Origin of the sequence: Streptomyces anulatus (genome assembly GCF_014650675.1) — a bacterium.
GTDB lineage: Bacteria > Actinomycetota > Actinomycetes > Streptomycetales > Streptomycetaceae > Streptomyces > Streptomyces anulatus.
On the sequence record NZ_BMVK01000019.1, the window covers coordinates 50,195 to 67,078 of the forward strand.

At 72.1% G+C, this 16,884-nt stretch carries 15 protein-coding genes; 3 read left to right on the forward strand and 12 right to left on the reverse strand.

The window, feature by feature from the left end:
• Window positions 1-116: 116 nt before the first annotated feature.
• From IE272_RS32625 to rimP, 3 genes are all read right to left on the reverse strand, one after another.
• Window positions 117-395 (reverse strand): YlxR family protein, encoded by a 279-nt coding sequence (locus tag IE272_RS32625; protein WP_073739449.1) that lies wholly within the window; start codon window positions 393-395, stop codon window positions 117-119.
• Window positions 396-508: 113 nt separating this feature from the next.
• Complete coding sequence (nusA, locus tag IE272_RS32630) at window positions 509-1,549, reverse strand: transcription termination factor NusA (protein WP_007452815.1); 1,041 nt, start codon at window positions 1,547-1,549, stop codon at window positions 509-511.
• 2 nt (window positions 1,550-1,551) lie between these two features.
• Window positions 1,552-2,055, reverse strand: a complete 504-nt coding sequence (gene rimP, locus IE272_RS32635; protein WP_007452816.1) for a ribosome maturation factor RimP — start codon at window positions 2,053-2,055, stop codon at window positions 1,552-1,554.
• Window positions 2,056-2,231: 176 nt separating this feature from the next.
• Between rimP and IE272_RS32640 the strand changes: the two genes are divergently transcribed.
• Genes IE272_RS32640 through IE272_RS32650 form a run of 3 tightly spaced genes read left to right on the forward strand, consistent with a single transcriptional unit; the run spans window position 2,232 to window position 4,229 of the window.
• Window positions 2,232-2,768, forward strand: a complete 537-nt coding sequence (locus tag IE272_RS32640; RefSeq protein ID WP_050358542.1) for a hypothetical protein — start codon at window positions 2,232-2,234, stop codon at window positions 2,766-2,768.
• Window positions 2,765-3,283, forward strand: coding sequence for a ferritin-like domain-containing protein (locus IE272_RS32645; RefSeq protein ID WP_056704296.1), 519 nt, complete (start codon window positions 2,765-2,767; stop codon window positions 3,281-3,283). The genes IE272_RS32640 and IE272_RS32645 overlap by 4 nt, the downstream gene beginning before the upstream one ends.
• Window positions 3,284-3,314: 31 nt before the next feature.
• Complete coding sequence (locus tag IE272_RS32650; protein WP_190009337.1) at window positions 3,315-4,229, forward strand: aminoglycoside phosphotransferase family protein; 915 nt, start codon at window positions 3,315-3,317, stop codon at window positions 4,227-4,229.
• 60 nt (window positions 4,230-4,289) lie between these two features.
• Here IE272_RS32650 and IE272_RS32655 read toward each other — a convergent pair whose 3' ends face one another.
• The 9 genes from IE272_RS32655 to IE272_RS32695 form a co-directional block, all read right to left on the reverse strand.
• Entirely contained in the window at window positions 4,290-5,993 is a 1,704-nt protein-coding gene (locus IE272_RS32655; protein WP_190009339.1) for a proline--tRNA ligase, read from the reverse strand.
• A gap of 69 nt (window positions 5,994-6,062) precedes the next feature.
• The gene (locus IE272_RS32660) at window positions 6,063-6,641 is read right to left on the reverse strand and encodes a GNAT family N-acetyltransferase (protein WP_190009341.1); all 579 of its coding nucleotides are present in this window, start codon (window positions 6,639-6,641) and stop codon (window positions 6,063-6,065) included.
• A gap of 67 nt (window positions 6,642-6,708) precedes the next feature.
• Window positions 6,709-7,554, reverse strand: a complete 846-nt coding sequence (locus IE272_RS32665; RefSeq protein WP_050358547.1) for a GNAT family N-acetyltransferase — start codon at window positions 7,552-7,554, stop codon at window positions 6,709-6,711.
• A 187-nt stretch (window positions 7,555-7,741) separates the two neighbouring features.
• The gene (gene ispG, locus IE272_RS32670) at window positions 7,742-8,899 is read right to left on the reverse strand and encodes a flavodoxin-dependent (E)-4-hydroxy-3-methylbut-2-enyl-diphosphate synthase (protein ID WP_032792501.1); all 1,158 of its coding nucleotides are present in this window, start codon (window positions 8,897-8,899) and stop codon (window positions 7,742-7,744) included.
• A gap of 181 nt (window positions 8,900-9,080) precedes the next feature.
• The gene (locus IE272_RS32675; protein ID WP_050358548.1) at window positions 9,081-10,391 is read right to left on the reverse strand and encodes a M50 family metallopeptidase; all 1,311 of its coding nucleotides are present in this window, start codon (window positions 10,389-10,391) and stop codon (window positions 9,081-9,083) included.
• Window positions 10,388-11,641: a 1-deoxy-D-xylulose-5-phosphate reductoisomerase gene (dxr, locus tag IE272_RS32680; protein WP_050358549.1), complete on the reverse strand. Its 1,254-nt coding sequence runs from the start codon at window positions 11,639-11,641 to the stop codon at window positions 10,388-10,390. Before dxr ends, IE272_RS32675 begins: the two co-directional genes overlap by 4 nt.
• Before the next feature lie 139 nt (window positions 11,642-11,780).
• Entirely contained in the window at window positions 11,781-13,022 is a 1,242-nt protein-coding gene (gene aroA, locus IE272_RS32685) for a 3-phosphoshikimate 1-carboxyvinyltransferase (protein WP_190009343.1), read from the reverse strand.
• A 79-nt stretch (window positions 13,023-13,101) separates the two neighbouring features.
• Window positions 13,102-15,057 carry an acyl-CoA dehydrogenase family protein gene (locus tag IE272_RS32690; RefSeq protein WP_190009345.1) on the reverse strand — a complete coding sequence of 652 codons (1,956 nt, stop codon included), beginning with the start codon at window positions 15,055-15,057 and terminating at the stop codon, window positions 13,102-13,104.
• A gap of 246 nt (window positions 15,058-15,303) precedes the next feature.
• Window positions 15,304-16,749 carry an aldehyde dehydrogenase family protein gene (locus tag IE272_RS32695; RefSeq protein ID WP_050358552.1) on the reverse strand — a complete coding sequence of 482 codons (1,446 nt, stop codon included), beginning with the start codon at window positions 16,747-16,749 and terminating at the stop codon, window positions 15,304-15,306.
• Window positions 16,750-16,884: the final 135 nt, after the last annotated feature.

Here is a 16,884-nt window from a genome sequence, read left to right on the forward strand (position 1 = left end):
CGTCGCTACTTCATGGGCGTACTCATCGCGTACTCATCGAGTGCTCATCGCAATCTCGACCTACTTCCAACTCGCGAGGTACCTGACCGCACGGGGACCCGTGCCGTTCACTTTTCTTACGGTGCAACCCGCTCGACGAACCGCGTCAGTGCCGCGGTGTCGAACGGCCCCTTGGCCTTGAAGGCCCGGGGGAACGCCCGGCGGCGAACCGCCAGGTCGATACAGACAGGGACAGGGTGCACGTAAGCACCCCGGCCGGGCAGCGTACCGCGTGGATCAGGGGCGCAAGCGCCCTCGTCCACCACGATGCGCAGCAGCTCGCTCTTGGCCGCTCGCTCCCGGCATCCCACACAGGTTCGCTCGGGGCAAGCGCGGGCTTGCGTCCGGCCAGACACGTTTAAGTCTACCTCCCCGTACCGACCTCGCCGCTTTGGGGCAAAAATCGAACGGATGTTGTCGTGATCTCAGCGGCGTACCGCCCAGATCTATTCCCTGGAGCCGCTCCGGGTCAACGCCTTTCCGAGCGCTCCCGGGCCCGCTCGGCCCGCTCGCGGTCGGCGTTCTCGCGCTCCTCGTCCGTCTCGGTGTCCGGACGGATGTCGATGCGCCAGCCGGTGAGGCGGGCGGCGAGGCGGGCGTTCTGGCCCTCCTTGCCGATCGCCAGCGACAGCTGGTAGTCCGGCACGGTGACGCGGGCGGAGCGGGCGCCGAGGTCGACGACCTCGACCTTGCTCACCCGGGCGGGCGAGAGGGCGTTGGCGACCATCTCGGCCGGGTCGTCGGACCAGTCCACGATGTCGATCTTCTCGCCGTGCAGCTCGGCCATGACATTGCGCACACGGCTGCCCATCGGGCCGATGCAGGCGCCCTTGGGGTTCAGGCCGGCGCGGGTGGAGCGCACCGCGATCTTGGTGCGGTGACCGGCCTCGCGCGCGATGGCCTCGATGACCACCGAGCCGTCCGCGATCTCCGGGACCTCCAGCGCGAAGAGCTTCTTCACCAGGTTCGGGTGGGTGCGCGAGAGCGTCACCGACGGACCGCGGACACCCTTGGCGACCCGTACGACATACGTACGAAGGCGCAGGCCGTGCACGTACTCCTCGCCCGGGACCTGCTCCTGGACCGGCAGCATGGCTTCCATCTTGCCGATGTCGACCAGGACGTTCTTGGGGTCCTTGCCCTGCTGGACGACGCCCGTGACGACATCGCCCTCGTGGCCCGCGTACTCCCCGAAGGTGCGGTCGTCCTCGGCGTCGCGCAGCCGCTGCAGGATGACCTGCTTGGCGGTGGTCGCGGCGATGCGGCCGAAGCCGGACGGGGTGTCGTCGAACTCCTTGGGCTCCTGGCCCTCTTCGAGGTCGGCCGGGTCCTCCTTGGCCCACACCGTGACGTGGCCGTTCGCGTCGAGCTCCACGCGCGCCCGGCGGTGGCTGCCGTCGGTGCGGTGGTACGCGATGAGGAGGGCCGACTCGATCGCCCCGACGAGCACGTCGAAGGGGATCTCCTTGTCCTGCGCCAAGCCCTTCAGAAGCTTCACATCGATGTCCACGGCTACGCCTCCTCTTCCTTCTTGTCCTTGCGGTTGAATTCGATCTCCACACGCGCCTTGGCGATCTCGTCGAAGGCGAGGCGGCGGGCGGTGGGCTTGCGGCCCTTGACGCCGGGCACTTCGAGGTCGAGCCCGTCCTCGTCCACGGCGAGGATGCGGGCGACCAGCTCATCGGATCCATCGCCGGCCAGGTGGAACCTGGCCAGCCGGCCGATGGCGCGTACGTAGTGGCGGTGCTCGGTCAGCGGGCGGTCCGCGCCGGGGGAGCTGACTTCGAGGACGTACTCGCCCTCGCCCATCGCGTCGGTCTCGTCCAGCTTCTCGGAGATCGCGCGGCTCAGCTCCGCGCAGGCGTCCAGCTCCACGCCCTCTTCGGAGTCCACGATGATCCGCAGCACTCCTCGGCGGCCGGCCCGGGACACCTCGATCTCCTCGAGGTCCAGCTGCTGCGCGCTGACGAGCGGTTCCAGCAACCCGCGCAGCCTCTCGCTCTGGGTGGTGCTCATCCGGGTGACTCCTCGGCCGCGTGTGCTGTTGTGGGGATCGTCGTGCGTCAGGTCAAAGGGTATCCGGTCGCCAGGGGTGTTGCCGTCCGCCTGCCGCTCGGCCGCGGGTACGCTCGCCTGCGGTGATCACATCAGGACAGATCCTGTCAGGACCGGTCCAGGCCCGAAGGAGAAACGTGCGGCGCACGGGGACGACGCGCAGGGGGGCGCTCACCGCTACGGGAGCCCTCGCCCTGGGTGCGGTGCTGACCGGCTGCGGGGGCGGCGACGAGGCGGCGGACGGCGGGAAGCCCGCGCACTCCGGCGCGCGGGCCGCCGCCGCGAAGACCGAGAGGACCCTGCGCGAGAAGGCGGTGCGCGACGGCGCCCTCCTGCTCGCCCGGTACGACCTGGTGGCCGAGGCGCATCCGGCGACGGCGGCGGGCCTCGCGCCCCTGCGGGCGGCCGTGCGCGAGCACGGGAAGGCGCTGGCGCCGCCGCGCGCCGAGGGCGGCGGCGCGAAGCCCCCTGCCGCCCCACCCGGCCCGGTGTCCGCGGCCCCGAAGGCCGCGGTGCGGGAGCTGGCCGCCGCCGAGCGCCGCCGGGCCGACGTCTGCGCCGAGGCGCTGCTGACGGCCGGACCGGAGCTGGCCCGGCTGCTGGCCTCGGTGGCGGCGGCAGCGGCGGCGCACGCGTATCTGCTGACCGAACTGGCCGAGGAGACAGCCGCATGAGCACCCGTTCCGTCCGGCCGTCCGAGGAGGACGCCGACTCCCCCGAGCTGACCGCCGTCCAGGCGGCCCTGGCCGCCGAGCACGCCGCGGTGTACGGCTACGGCCTGCTGGGAGGCCGCATCGACGGGAAGCGGGGCGCAGAGGCCCGCGCGGCGTACGACGGGCACCGGGCCCGCCGGGACGCGCTGGCCCGCGCCGTGCGCGACCTGGGCGGGAGGCCGGTGGCCTCGGACGCCGCGTACGCTCTGCCGTTCGCCGTCGCGGACTCCCCGTCGGCGGTGCGGCTGGCCGCGGTGCTGGAGGACCGGATCGCGGGCGTCTACGCCGATCTCGTACGGGCTGCCGAGGGCCCGCGCCGCAAGGAGGCCGCGGGCGCGCTGCGGGAGGCCGCGGTGCGGGCGGCCCGCTGGCGGGGCGGCAACGTAGCCTTTCCGGGGCTCGCCGAGCGGGCCGCCGGTGCGGATCCGGCCGCGACGGGCCCGGTGGAGGCCGCCGGCGCGGACGGCGCGCGCTGATACGAAGAACCGGAAAGGGAACACACGACGTATGGGTTGCGAACCGCCGCAGCGCCTGGTGCGCGCGCTCGGTGAGATGTACGGGGACGCCGTGGCGGCCGACTGGCTGGACGCGCTCCCCGCGCTGACCGAGCAGGCGCTCACCGCCGGGGACGGCCTCACCGTGGAGCGGGTGGCCGCCCCCGGCGGGCGCAGCTCCCTGGTGGTCCTGGTACGGCGGGCCGACGGAACCCCGGCCGCGCTGAAGATCGCCCCGCCGGTCGCCGGGCCCGAGCTGGAGCGGGCGGCGCTGGAGCACTGGAACGGGTGGGGCGCGGTGCGGCCGCTGGACGCGCCGGAGCTCGACGCGTCCGGTGCGCTGCTGCTGGAGCGGCTGCACCACGAGGTGTCGCTGCGTTCGCTGCCGGAGGCGAAGGCGCTGCTGGAGGCGGCGGGCACGCTGCGGCGGCTGTGGGTGGAACCGCCGGCCGGGCACGCCTTCGAGAGCGTGGCCGGGCGGACCGATCGGCAGAGCGCCGGGATGCGGGCGGCCGCCGAGGCAGATCCGGAGCTGGCGCCGCTGGTGGACGCGGCGCTCGCGGCGCGGGCGGAGCTGGTGGAGGGATCACCCGAACTCCTGCTGCTGCACGGCAATTTCCGGCAGAGCAAGGTGTTCTCCGGGGAGCGCGCGCCGTGGCTGACGGTGGGTCCGGAGCCGCTGGTGGGCGAGCGCGCCTATGACCTGGCGCGGCTGGTGCGGGACCGGGTGGAGGATCTGATCGCCTCCCCCGGCGGACCCGTGACGGCCCGGCGACGGGTCAAGAGGCTGGCGGAGTCGCTGGAGGTGGAGCAGGCGCGGCTGCACGGCTGGACGCTGTTCCGGGCGGTCGAGTCGGGCACCCGCGCGCTGGCCGAGGGGCGGCGGCAGATGGGCGAGATCAACCTGGAGTTCGCGGGCTGGCTGTAGCCCGTCCCGTACGACGAAGGCCCCCGCGCGATCCTGCGCGGGGGCCTCTTCGACGGCTGATCAGGCCAGGTCGGACGTCAGGCGGGCGATCGCCTCGTCGACGGTCAGTTCCTCGCGCTCGCCGGTGCGGCGGTCCTTCAGCTCCAGGACGCCGTCGGCGGAACGGCGGCCGGCGACCAGGATCTTGGGCACGCCGATCAGCTCGGAGTCGGTGAACTTCACGCCGGGCGAGATGCCGGGGCGGTCGTCGACCAGGACCCGCAGGCCCGCCGCGTTGAGCTTCTCCGAGACGTCGAGGGCCAGCTCCGTCTGGAGGGCCTTGCCCGCGGCGACGACGTGGACGTCGGCCGGGGCGATCTCGCGGGGCCAGCACAGGCCCTTGTCGTCGGCGGTCTGCTCGGTGAGGGCGGCCACGGCGCGGGAGACGCCGATGCCGTACGAGCCCATCGTGACCCGGACGGGCTTGCCCTGCTGGCCGAGCACGTCGAGCTGGAAGGTGTCGGCGTACTTGCGGCCGAGCTGGAAGATGTGGCCGATCTCGATGGCGCGGTCCAGGGTGAGGCCGGTGCCGCACTTCGGGCAGGGGTCGCCCTCCTCGACCACGACGACGTCGAGGTACTGGTCGACCTCGAAGTCGCGGCCCGCGACGACGTTCTTCGCGTGCTTGCCCTCCTGGTTGGCGCCGGTGACCCAGGAGGTGCCGGGGGCGACGCGGGGGTCGGCGAGGTAGCGGACCTTCTCCAGGCCCTGGGGGCCGACGTAACCGCGTACGAGGTCGTCGCGGCCGACGAAGTCCTCGGCGGTGACCAGCTCGACGACGGCGGGGGCCAGGTGCTCGCCGAGCTTGCCGAGGTCGACCTCGCGGTGGCCGGGGACGCCGACGGCCACGATCTCGCCGTCCACCTTGACCAGCAGGTTCTTCAGGGTCGCGGAGGCGGGGACGCCCAGGTGCGCGGCGAGCGTCTCGATGGTCGGGGTGTCGGGGGTGTCGAGCTCCTCGACCGCGCCGTGCGCCGAGCCGTCGACCGGGGCGAGCGCGAAGGTCACGGCCTCGGTGTTGGCGGCGTAGTCGCAGTTCGGGCAGTCCGCGAAGGTGTCCTCGCCGGCGGCGGCGGGGGCGAGGAACTCCTCGGACGCGGAGCCGCCCATCGCGCCGGAGACCGCGGAGACGATGCGGTGGTCCAGGCCGAGACGCTCGAAGATCTTGATGTACGCGGCCCGGTGCAGGGCGTAGGAGTGCGCGAGGCCCTCGTCGGTGGTGTCGAAGGAGTACGAGTCCTTCATCTGGAATTCGCGGCCGCGGAGCACGCCCGAGCGGGGGCGGGCCTCGTCGCGGTACTTCGTCTGGATCTGGTACAGCATCACCGGCAGGTCCTTGTAGGACGAGCACTGGTCCTTGACGGTCTGGGTGAAGATCTCCTCGTGGGTGGGGCCGAGGAGGTAGTCGCCGCCCTTGCGGTCCTTGAGGCGGAAGAGCAGGTCGCCGTACTCCTCCCAGCGGCCGGACGCCTCGTAGGGCTCCTTGGGCAGCAGGGCGGGCAGCAGGACTTCCTGGGCGCCGATGGCGTCCATCTCCTCGCGCACGACGTTGGAGATGTTGTCCAGGACCTTCTTGCCGAGCGGCAGCCAGGACCAGATGCCGGCCGCGTTGCGGCGGACGTACCCGGCGCGGACCAGCAGCTTGTGGCTGAGCGTCTCGGCGTCCGCCGGGTCGTCGCGCAGTGTCTTGACCATCAATCGGGACATGCGCTGGACCTGGGCCATGGTGAACTCCTGCTCGCAAGGGTGGTGAGCCCGAGGTTAACCGGGCGGTGCGGGCTGGCGGAAATCCATTCAGGCCCCGGGCCTCGCGCGCAGCAGCGGCAGGGGCGCGCCCATGACCGCGTACGGCTGCGGGGCGCTCGGGAAGACCACCTGGCGGGCCAGATCGCGGTAGCCGAGGGAGTGGTACAGGGTGCGGGCCGGGCTGTCCTTGTCGATCGCCGAGAGGATCGACCGGGGGTGGCCGACGGAGTCGGTGATGGCGGTGATCAGGGTGCGGCCGATGCCGCGCTGCTGGTGGTCCGGGTGGACGTGGAGTTCGGTGATGACGAAGGAGTCGTCGAGCCAGCCGTCGGACCCGGTGGCCCGCAGATAGGGCTCGACGACGGTGGACCACCACTGGGAGCGGTCGCTGGGCAGCCCGTAGACGAAGCCGACGAGCCGTCCGTCGGGGGCGACGGCGCCGAGTGCGCGGGCGTGGGGGTGTTCCAGGTGTCTGAGGACGATGTGGCGGCGTACGTCGATCTCGTCCTGGCTCAGTCCGAAGGCCGCCGCCTGGACGCGCAGGGCTTCGTCGACGCGGGCGGCCAGGTCGACGGGGCCGATCTCGGCGTCGGATGCTGCGGGGCCTTCTCCGGGGGCTGCTGCCATGCGGGAACCCTACTGGCCGGGGCGGGCGGTCAGAACCGCGCGTTCCGGGGGGCGTGCTCGTGACGGTTCAGAACAGGACGCTCATGAACGCGCCGACCTCGCGGAAGCCGACACGGCGGTAGGCCTTGCGGGCGGGGGTGTTGTAGTCGTTCACGTACAGGCTGACGACGGGGGCGACGTCGGCCAGCGCGTAGCGCAGGACGGCGGCCATGCCCGCTTCGGAGAGGCCCTTGCCGCGGTGTTCGGGGGCGACCCAGACGCCCTGGATCTGGCAGGCCTGCGGGGTGGCCGCGCCGATCTCCGCCTTGAAGACGACCTTGCCGTCGTCGATGCGGGCGAAGGAGCGGCCGGTGCCGATGAGTTCGGCGACGCGGGCCTGGTAGAGGAGTCCGCCGTCGCCGGCGAGCGGGGAGATGCCGACCTCCTCGGTGAACATCGCCACGCAGGCCGGCATCAGGACCTCGGTCTCGTCCTTGCGGACGCGGCGGACGAGCGGGTCGGGCGTGACGTCGGCGGAGAGGCTCTCGGTGACCATGAGGGGCTGGTTGGCACGGACCTCGCGGGCGGGGCCCCAGCTGGGTTCGAGGAGCCGCCACAGCCGGGTGGTGGCTTCGGCGGGGCCGACGATGGAGGAGCAGCGGCGGCCGGCCCTGCGGGCCCGGTCGGCGAAGGCGCGGACGGCCTCGGGTCCGGCACAGATGGGGACGAGGTTGGCGCCGGAGTAGCACAGGGAGCGGAGCATGCCGTCGGCGTACCAGCCCCACATCTCGCCGCCGAGGCGCCAGGGATCGAGTCCCGCGACCTGCACGCGGGACGTCACGAAGGCGTTGGCCACGGGCTCGCTCTCCAGGACGGCGAGCGCTGCTCCGAGGTCGCTGGGTTCGAGGACCCGGGTGGTGGTCTGCGTCAACACGAGGGGGCCTCACCATGCGGTCTGCTGATTTCCGCACTTTAACCGACGAGCCTGTCGAACGCCGCTCGAGTCCGGAAGACGGTCTCCGGGCAGGGCGGTGGTGCAGGCGGGAGCCGGTCCCCGGACACACCGCCGCCCCACCGGGCGCGGGGCCCGGTGGGGCGGTGACGGCGTGGAAGGGCGCGGGTCAGGCGCCGATGGAGACCTGGGGTTCGCCGGACGCGATGCCGTCCTTCTCCATCTGTTCGGCGATCTTCAGCGCCTCTTCGATGAGGGTCTCGACGATCTTCGACTCGGGGACGGTCTTGATGACCTCGCCCTTCACGAAGATCTGGCCCTTGCCGTTGCCGGAGGCGACGCCGAGGTCGGCCTCGCGGGCCTCGCCGGGGCCGTTGACGACGCAGCCCATGACGGCGACGCGGAGCGGGACCTCCATGCCCTCCAGGCCGGCGCTGACCTGGTCGGCGAGCTTGTACACGTCGACCTGGGCGCGGCCGCAGGACGGGCAGGAGACGATCTCCAGGCGGCGCTGCTTGAGGTTGAGCGCCTCCAGGATCTGCAGGCCGACCTTGACCTCCTCGGCCGGCGGGGCCGAGAGGGAGACGCGGATGGTGTCGCCGATGCCCTCGGAGAGCAGCGCGCCGAACGCGACGGCCGACTTGATGGTGCCCTGGAACGCCGGTCCGGCCTCGGTGACGCCGAGGTGCAGCGGGTAGTCGCTCTGGGCAGCGAGCTGGCGGTAGGCGTTGACCATCACGACCGGGTCGTTGTGCTTGACCGAGATCTTGATGTCGCCGAAGCCGTGCTCCTCGAAGAGGGACGCCTCCCACAGGGCCGACTCGACGAGGGCCTCGGGGGTGGCCTTGCCGTACTTCTTCAGGAGCCGCGCGTCCAGGGAGCCGGCGTTGACGCCGATCCGGATCGGGGTGCGGGTCTCGGCGGCCGCCTTCGCGATCTCCTTGACCTTGTCGTCGAACTGCTTGATGTTGCCCGGGTTCACCCGGACCGCGGCGCAGCCGGCGTCGATCGCGGCGAAGACGTACTTCGGCTGGAAGTGGATGTCGGCGATCACCGGGATCTGCGACTTCCGGGCGATCGTGGCGAGCGCGTCGGCGTCGTCCTGCGTCGGGCACGCGACCCGGACGATCTGACAGCCGGACGCCGTCAGCTCGGCGATCTGCTGGAGGGTGGCGCCGATGTCCGACGTACGTGTCGTCGTCATCGACTGCACGGATACGGGCGCGTCGCCGCCGACCGCGACCGTGCCGACCTGGATCTGTCGGCTGACCCTTCGGTCGGCGAGCTTGGTCGGAACGGCCGGCATTCCGAGAGAAATCGCAGTCATGCGCTGAGCATCCCCAAGGTGTGGATCAAGGTCCCGAGATCGGCGGGCTCCAGCCTTCGAGGTTACGGCACCGAAGGCGGGAGGCACGCACCGTGTCGACAAGTCCACCCGTTGGTGAGCGGCCGGACACGGGGTGTGTGCCCGGCCGACACCTGGGGGACGGCAGAGGTGGAAGGGGCGGTCAGGAGATCTTGACGGGGTTCACGATGTCGGCCACCAGGACCAGCAGCGTGAAGCAGATGAAGATTCCGGCGACCACGTAGGCGACCGGCATCAGCCGGGCCACGTCGAACGGACCGGGGTCGGGGCGCCGGAAGACCTTGGCCACATTGCGCCGCAGGGACTCCCAGAGCGCGCCCGCGATGTGTCCGCCGTCCAGCGGGAGCAGCGGCAGCATGTTGAACAGGAACAGCGAGAGGTTGAAGCCCGCGAGCAGGAACAGCATCATCGCGACCTGGTTCTGCGCCGGGATGTCGAGGTTCATCACCTCGCCGCCGATCCGGGCCGCGCCCACCACGCCGACCGGCGAGTCGTCGGCCCGTTCGCCGTCGCTGAAGGCGGCGTCCCAGAGGGCCGGGATCTTGGACGGCAGGGCGATGATCGAGTCGACGCCGTTCTCGATCATGTCGCCCATGCGGACGGTGGACTCGCCGAAGGAGAGCGGCACGATCTCGGTCTGCGCGGCGAAGCCCAGGTAGCCCGCCTTGATGAACTGGTCCGGGACGACCTGGCCGTTGCCGTCCTTCTTCGCGACGGCGTTCTCGCGCAGGACGGCGTTGAGGGTCACTTCCTCGCCGTCGCGTTCGACGACGATGGTGGCGGGGCCGATGGTCTCGCGGATGCGGTCCGAGAGCGTCGCCCAGTCGTCGACCTTCTTCCCGTCGAAGGCGACGATCCTGTCGCCCTCCTGGAGGCCTGCGGCCTTGGCGGGCGAGACCGGGTCGCCGTCCTTGCAGGTCTCGCGCTTGTCGCTCTGCGAGATCACGCACTGCTGGACGCCGGCGACCTCGGTGGTCTGCGTCTGGAAGCCGAAGGTCATCGCGACGCCCATGAAGATGGCGACCGCGAGGATCAGGTTCATGAAGGGGCCGGCGAACATCACGATGACGCGCTTCCACGGCTTGCGCGTGTAGAAGAGCCGCTTCTCGTCGCCCGGCTCCAGCTCCTCGTAGGCGGCGGAGCGGGCGTCCTCGATCATGCCGCGCCACGGTGAGGTGGAGCGGGCTTCGAGGCGGCCGTCGGGTCCCGGCGGGAACATCCCGATCATGCGGATGTAGCCGCCGGCCGGGATGGCCTTGATGCCGTACTCCGTGTCGCCCTTCTTGCGCGACCAGATCGTCGGACCGAAGCCGACCATGTACTGCGGGACCCGGATGCCGAACATCTTGGCCGTGGAGAGGTGGCCCAGCTCGTGCCAGGCGATGGAGAAGAGCAGTCCCACGACGAAGACGGCGATCCCCAGGACCGTCAGCAGGACCGAGGTCAGACTCATGCGCGCGCCTCCGCTGTCGCTTTCGCCGAGAGTTCCCGGGCCCGTGCGCGGGCCCACGTTTCCGCTTCGAGGACGTCCGCGACGCTGAGCGAGGTTCCCGGGGCGGGGGTGCCGTGTTCGGACACCACAGCGGTGACCGTATCCATGATTCCGTTGAAGGGCAGCTGTCCGGCGAGGAAAGCGTCCACGCATTCCTCGTTCGCCGCGTTGAAGACGGCCGGCGCGGTGCCGCCGAGCCCGCCGACGTGCCGGGCGAGGCCGACCGACGGGAAGGCCTCGGTGTCCAGCGGGAAGAACTCCCAGCTGGAGGCCTTCGTCCAGTCGAAGGCGGGGGCGGCGTCCGGGACGCGCTGGGGCCAGCCGAGGCCGATCGCGATGGGGCCGCCCATGTCCGGCGGGGTGGCCTGGGCGAGTGTGGAGCCGTCGCTGAACTCGACCATGGAGTGCACGTAGGACTGGGGGTGGACGACGACCTCGATCCGGTCGAACGGAATGTCGTAGAGGAGGTGCGCCTCGATGACCTCCAGGCCCTTGTTGACCAGGGTCGCGGAGTTGATGGTGATGACCGGCCCCATCGCCCAGGTCGGGTGGGCGAGCGCCTGCTCCCGGGTGACGTCGGCCAGTTCGTCGCGCGTACGGCCCCGGAAGGGTCCGCCGGAGGCGGTGACGACGAGTTTGCGGACGTCGGCGCGGGTGCCCGCGGCCAGCGCCTGGAAGAGCGCGGCGTGCTCGGAGTCGACCGGGATGATCTGGCCGGGGGCGGCGAGCGCCTTCACCAGCGGGCCGCCGACGATCAGCGACTCCTTGTTGGCGAGGGCGAGGGTGCGGCCCGCCTCCAGCGCGGCCAGGGTCGGGGCGAGCCCGATGGAGCCGGTGATGCCGTTGAGCACGGTGTGGCAGGCGCTCGCGGCGAGGGTGGTGGCCGCGTCGGGTCCGGCCAGGATCTCGGGGAGCGGCTCGCCGGGCCCGTACTGTTCCCGCAGCGCCGTGCGCAGGGCGGGGACGGCGTCCTCGGCGGCGACGGCGACCGTGTCGACCCGCAGTCGGCGGGCCTGCTCGGCCAGCAGGGCGACCCGGCCGCCGGCGGCCGAGAGCGCCGTGACCCGGAAGCGGTCGGGGTTGCGCAGGACCAGGTCGATGGCCTGGGTGCCGATGGACCCGGTGGAGCCGAGGATCACGAGATCCCGGCGGCCGTCCGCGGCGTCGAAGACGAGATGCGGATCGGCGAGGGGGGCGGGGCTGTCGCTCATGCCCCCCATTGTTGCCGCTCCGGCTGTGTGCCGGGACAGCGCGTCCCGGTGGGGCGCGTTGGCGGCTTCCGTCCGGCTCGTCGAGGTCGCGGTTCACCGTGCCGCGAGGTGGTGCGTCACGCTGCCGCGAGGTGGTGCGTCACACTGCCGTGAGGTCGCGCGTGAAGTCCGCGAACGCCTCGTGGAACCGAGGGAACGTCTTGCGTACGCAGCCGGGGTCGTCGTACGTGAGACCGGGGGTGCGCAGTCCGGCGACCGCGAAGGACATCACGATCCGGTGGTCGCCGCGGGTGGCGATCTCGGTGGGCTTCGGCGTGCCGGGGTGGATCTCGATCCAGTCGGGTCCGGTGTGGACGGTGATGCCCATGGCCCGCAGGTTCTCGGCGCACGCCTCCAGCCGGTCGCACTCCTTGACCCGGGTGTTGGCGACGTCCTCGATCCGTACGGGTCCGTCCGCGTACGGGGCGATGGCGGCGAGGGTCGGCATGGTGTCGGAGACGTCACGCATGTTGACGGTGAGGCCGCGCAGCCGGCCGGTGGAGCGGACGGTGGTGGCGTCGGCTCCCACCTCCACCTCGGCGCCCATGGCACGCAGCACGTCGACGAAGCGCAGGTCGCCCTGGAGCGCGCCGGCGCCGAGGCCGGGAACGGTGACCTCGCGGCCGGTGAGGGCCCCGGCGGCGAAGAAGTAGCTCGCGGTGGAGGCGTCGGGCTCGACGGCGTAGGCGGTGGCCCGGTAGCCGCCGGGAGGGACGGTGAAGGTGTTCCCCTCCCGCTCCACCTCCACGCCGAAATCGCGCATCATCGCGAGGGTGATCCCGACGTACGGCGCGGAGACCAGCTCGGTGACCTCGATCCGCAGCCCCTGCGCGGTGAGCGGCCCGAGCATCAGCAGTGCGGTGAGGTACTGGGACGACTCCCCCGCGTCCAGGGTCAGTCCACCGCCCTCGATCCCGGCGGCCCGGACGGTCAGCGGGTGGTGGCCCTCAGCCTTCTCGTGGCGCAGGTCGACGCCGAGGGCGGTGAGGGCGCGGGTGAGCGGGGCGAGCGGGCGGCGGCGCATCTGGGCGGAGGCGTCGAAGCGGTACGTGCCGGAGGCTGCGGCCGCGACGAGGGTGGGCAGGAAGCGGGCGGTGGTCGCGCCGTCGCGGCAGTAGACGTCGGCGTCGGGGGCGGCGGGCCCGGCGGGGCGGCCCTCGACGTGCCAGCGGTCGGCTGCCCGGTCGACCCGGTAGCCGAGGTTCTCCAGGCCTTCGGCGAAGCCCTCGGTGTCGTCCGAGCGCAGCGGCCTCAGCAGGGTGCTGGTGCCGTCGGCGGCGGCGGCCAGGAAGAGGGCGCGGGCGGTGACGGACTTGGAGCCGGGGATGTCGATGACGGTCACGGCCCTCATCCTGCCCTGCGGCGGGCGGGCCGGGCGGGGTGCGTCCGGTGCGTGGACGCGCCCTGCCCGGCGGCGCGGCTCAGCGCACCGGGCGGTGCTGGTTCTCCCGGGCGGAGGGTCCAGGGGTGGCGTCCGCGATCCAGGGGCCCTCGCCGCTGGGGTCGACGACACCCTCCTCCAGCCAGGTGTACGTCCCCGACAGGACGCCGTCGACGACGCGCCGGTCGAGGTCGTCGGTGTTGGACCACAGGCGGGTGAACAGCTCCTCGACCCGGATGCGGGCCTGGTGGCAGAAGGCGTCCGCGAGCTGGTAGGCCTCGCGGCCGTGCTCCCCCGTCCCGCGCAGGTACTCGGCGCGGACGCAGGCGGCGCTCATCGCGAAGAGTTCCGCCCCGATGTCGACGATCCGGCCGAGGAAGCCCTGCTTGGTCTCCATCCGCCCCTGCCAGCGGGACATGGCGTAGAAGGTGGATCGGGCGAGCTTGCGCGAGCACCGCTCGACGTACCGGAGGTGCCCGGAGAGGTCGCGGTGCCCGGCGGGGTGGAACTCGGCGTACGTACGCGGGAGCTGCCCGGGTCCCGCCACGAGCTTGGGCAGCCAGCGGGCGTAGAAGCCGGCGGCGTTCGCGCCCGCCCTGGCCTTGGCGGAGAGCGGCTTGTCGGGGTCGATGATGTCGCCCGCCACCTTGAGGTGGGCGTCGACGGCCTCACGGGCGATCAGCAGGTGCATGATCTCGGTGGAGCCCTCGAAGATCCGGTTGATCCGCATGTCGCGGAGCATCTGCTCGGCGGGCACGGCGCGTTCGCCGCGGGCCGCCAGCGAATCGGCGGTCTCGAAGCCGCGGCCGCCGCGGATCTGGACCAGTTCGTCGGCGATGAGCCAGCCCGTCTCGGAGCCGTACAGCTTGGCGAGGGCGGCCTCGATGCGGATGTCGTTGCGGTCCTCGTCGGCCATCTGGGAGGAGAGGTCGACGATGGCCTCCAGGGCGAAGGTGGTGGCCGCGATGAACGAGATCTTCGCGCCGACCGCCTCGTGCCTGGCGACGGGCCTGCCCCACTGCTCGCGTACGGCGGACCATTCGCGGGCGATCTTCAGGGACCACTTGCCCACGCCCACGCACATCGCGGGCAGCGAGAGGCGGCCGGTGTTGAGGGTGGTCAGGGCGATCTTCAGGCCGGCGCCCTCGGGCCCGATCCGGCAGGCGCCGGGCACCCGGACCCGGTGGAAGCGGGTGACGCCGTTCTCGATGCCGCGCAGGCCCATAAAGGCGTTGCGGTGCTCGACGGTGACGCCGGGGGCGTCGGCCTCGACGACGAACGCGGTGATACCGCCGGGATGGCCCTCGGACACGGGGACCCGGGCCATGACGACCAGGAGGTCGGCGACGACGCCGTTGGTGGTCCAGAGCTTCACGCCGTCGAGGACGTAGTCCGGCCCGTCGGGCACCGCGGAGGTGGCGAGGCGGGCCGGGTCGGAGCCGACGTCCGGCTCGGTCAGCAGGAAGGCGGAGATGGCGGTGGTGGCCAGCCGGGGCAGGAAGACGTCCTTCTGCTCCTGGGTGCCGAAGATCTTCAGGGGCTGCGGTACGCCGATCGACTGATGCGCGGAGAGCAGCGCGCCGATCGCGGGGCTGGCCGAGCCGACCAGGGCGAGCGCCTTGTTGTAGTACACCTGGGTGAGGCCGAGCCCGCCGTACTTGGTCTCGATCTTCATCCCGAGGGCGCCGAGCTCCTTGAGACCGGCGATCACCTCGTCGGGGATCCTCGCCTCGCGCTCGATCCGCGCGCTGTCGACGTGCGTCTCGCAGAAGGTGCGCAGCCGCGCCAGGAACTCCTCGCCGCGCCGGATGTCGTCGGGCGGCGGCAGGGGATGCGGATGGATCAGGTCGAGCCGGAAGCGCCCCAGGAACAGTTCCCTGGCGAAGCTGGGCTTGCGCCAGTCCTGCTCCCGGGCGGCCTCGGCGACCCGTCGCGCCTCGCGTTCGGTGACCTTGGGCGCCCTGGGGACCTGAGGGGTGTTGTGTGGTGCGGACATGAGGGACCTCACCTCGCCGCGCGCCACCGGACGGAGGGACCCCTGGACCTGGACGCACGGACTGCTAGTCGCTGCCTACTGGTCCGTATGTAACCCGTGTACCCGTGGTTCGGCACCCGCACCAGCCCCCGCGCACGGATACGCGAACGGCCCGAACCCCCGCACAGTCGGGTTCGGGCCGTCCGTTTCGCGCCCCCGCCCGCGCTCGCTGTCCGGGCGGAAGGCGGGCGGGGGTCGTCCGGGGTGTTACAGGGCGAGGCCGGTGAGGACCAGGACGCGCTCGTAGGTGTAGTCGTCCATGGCGTAGCGCACGCCCTCACGGCCGACGCCGGACTGCTTGGCGCCGCCGTACGGCATCTGGTCGGCGCGGTACGAGGGGACGTCGCCGATGATCACGCCGCCGACCTCCAGGGCGCGGTGGGCGCGGAAGGCGGTCTGGAGGTCGTGGGTGAAGACGCCGGCCTGGAGGCCGTACTTGGAGGAGTTGACGGCGGCGAACGCCTCGGCCTCGCCGTCGACCTTCTGGAGCGACATGACCGGGCCGAAGACCTCCTCGCAGGAGAGCTTCACGTCGTCGGGGAGGCCGGCGACGACGGTCGGGGCGTAGGTGGCCCCGTCGCGCTTGCCGCCGGTGAGCAGCTCGGCGCCGCCTTGGACGGCCTCGTCGACCCAGGACTCGACGCGCTTGGCCGCGTCCTCGCTGACGAGGGGGCCGACGTCGGTGGCGGCGTCGGCCGGGTCACCGGTGACCAGGGCCTCGACGGCGGCGACGATCTTGGGGACGAGCCGATCGTAGACGGCGGCGTCGGCGATGACGCGCTGCACGGAGATGCAGGACTGGCCGCCCTGGTAGTTGGAGAACGTGGCGATCCGGGTGGCGGCCCAGTCGAGGTCCGCCTCGGAGGCGTAGTCGCCGAGGACGACGGCCGCGCCGTTGCCGCCGAGCTCCAGGGTGCAGTGCTTGCGGGGCACCGACTCCATGATCGCGTAGCCGACCGGGCCCGAGCCGGTGAAGGAGATGACCGGCAGCCGCTCGTCCTGGACGAGGGCGGGCATCTTGTCGTTCGGGACCGTCAGGACGGACCAGGAGCCCGCCGGGAGGTCGGTCTCGGCCAGCAGCTCGCCCAGGATCAGCGAGGAGATCGGGGTGGCCGGGGCCGGCTTGAGGATGATCGGGGCGCCGACGGCGATGGCCGGGGCGACCTTGTGGGCGCTGAGGTTCAGCGGGAAGTTGAAGGGCGCGATACCGAGGACGGCGCCGCGCGGGAAGCGCCGGGTCAGCCCGAGGCGGCCGGTGCCGCCGAGGTCGGTGTCGAGCCGCTGGGCCTCGCCGCCGTTGAAGCGGCGGGCCTCCTCGGCGGCGAACCGGAACACGGACACGGCCCGGCCGACCTCGCCGCGGGCCCACTTGATCGGCTTGCCGTTCTCCGCCGAGATCAGCTGGGCGATCTCCTCGGTGCGCTCCGTCAGCCGCCGTACGACGTGGTCGAGGGCGGCCGCCCGTACGTGCGCCGGGGTCGCGGCGAACTCGTCGCGCACCGCGTGGGCGGCGGCGACGGCCTCCTCGACCTGGGCGTCGGTCGGCACGCTGACGGTGCCGACGAGGCGTCCGTCGTACGGGTTGGTGACGTCGAAGCTGTCGGCACCGGTGGCCTGGCGGCCGGCCACCCAGAAGGCGTGGGGCGAAGTCATGGAGGTTCCGGCCCTTCGGAGGTCGTGAGGAGGTCGTGACCGAAGTCGTGACGAAGAGGTCGGGGGCGCCCCGGAAGGCTCCCCTCTGTGGTCCCACGGTAGGGCGAGGGGGCCGCGATCGGGTTTGTCCGGGGT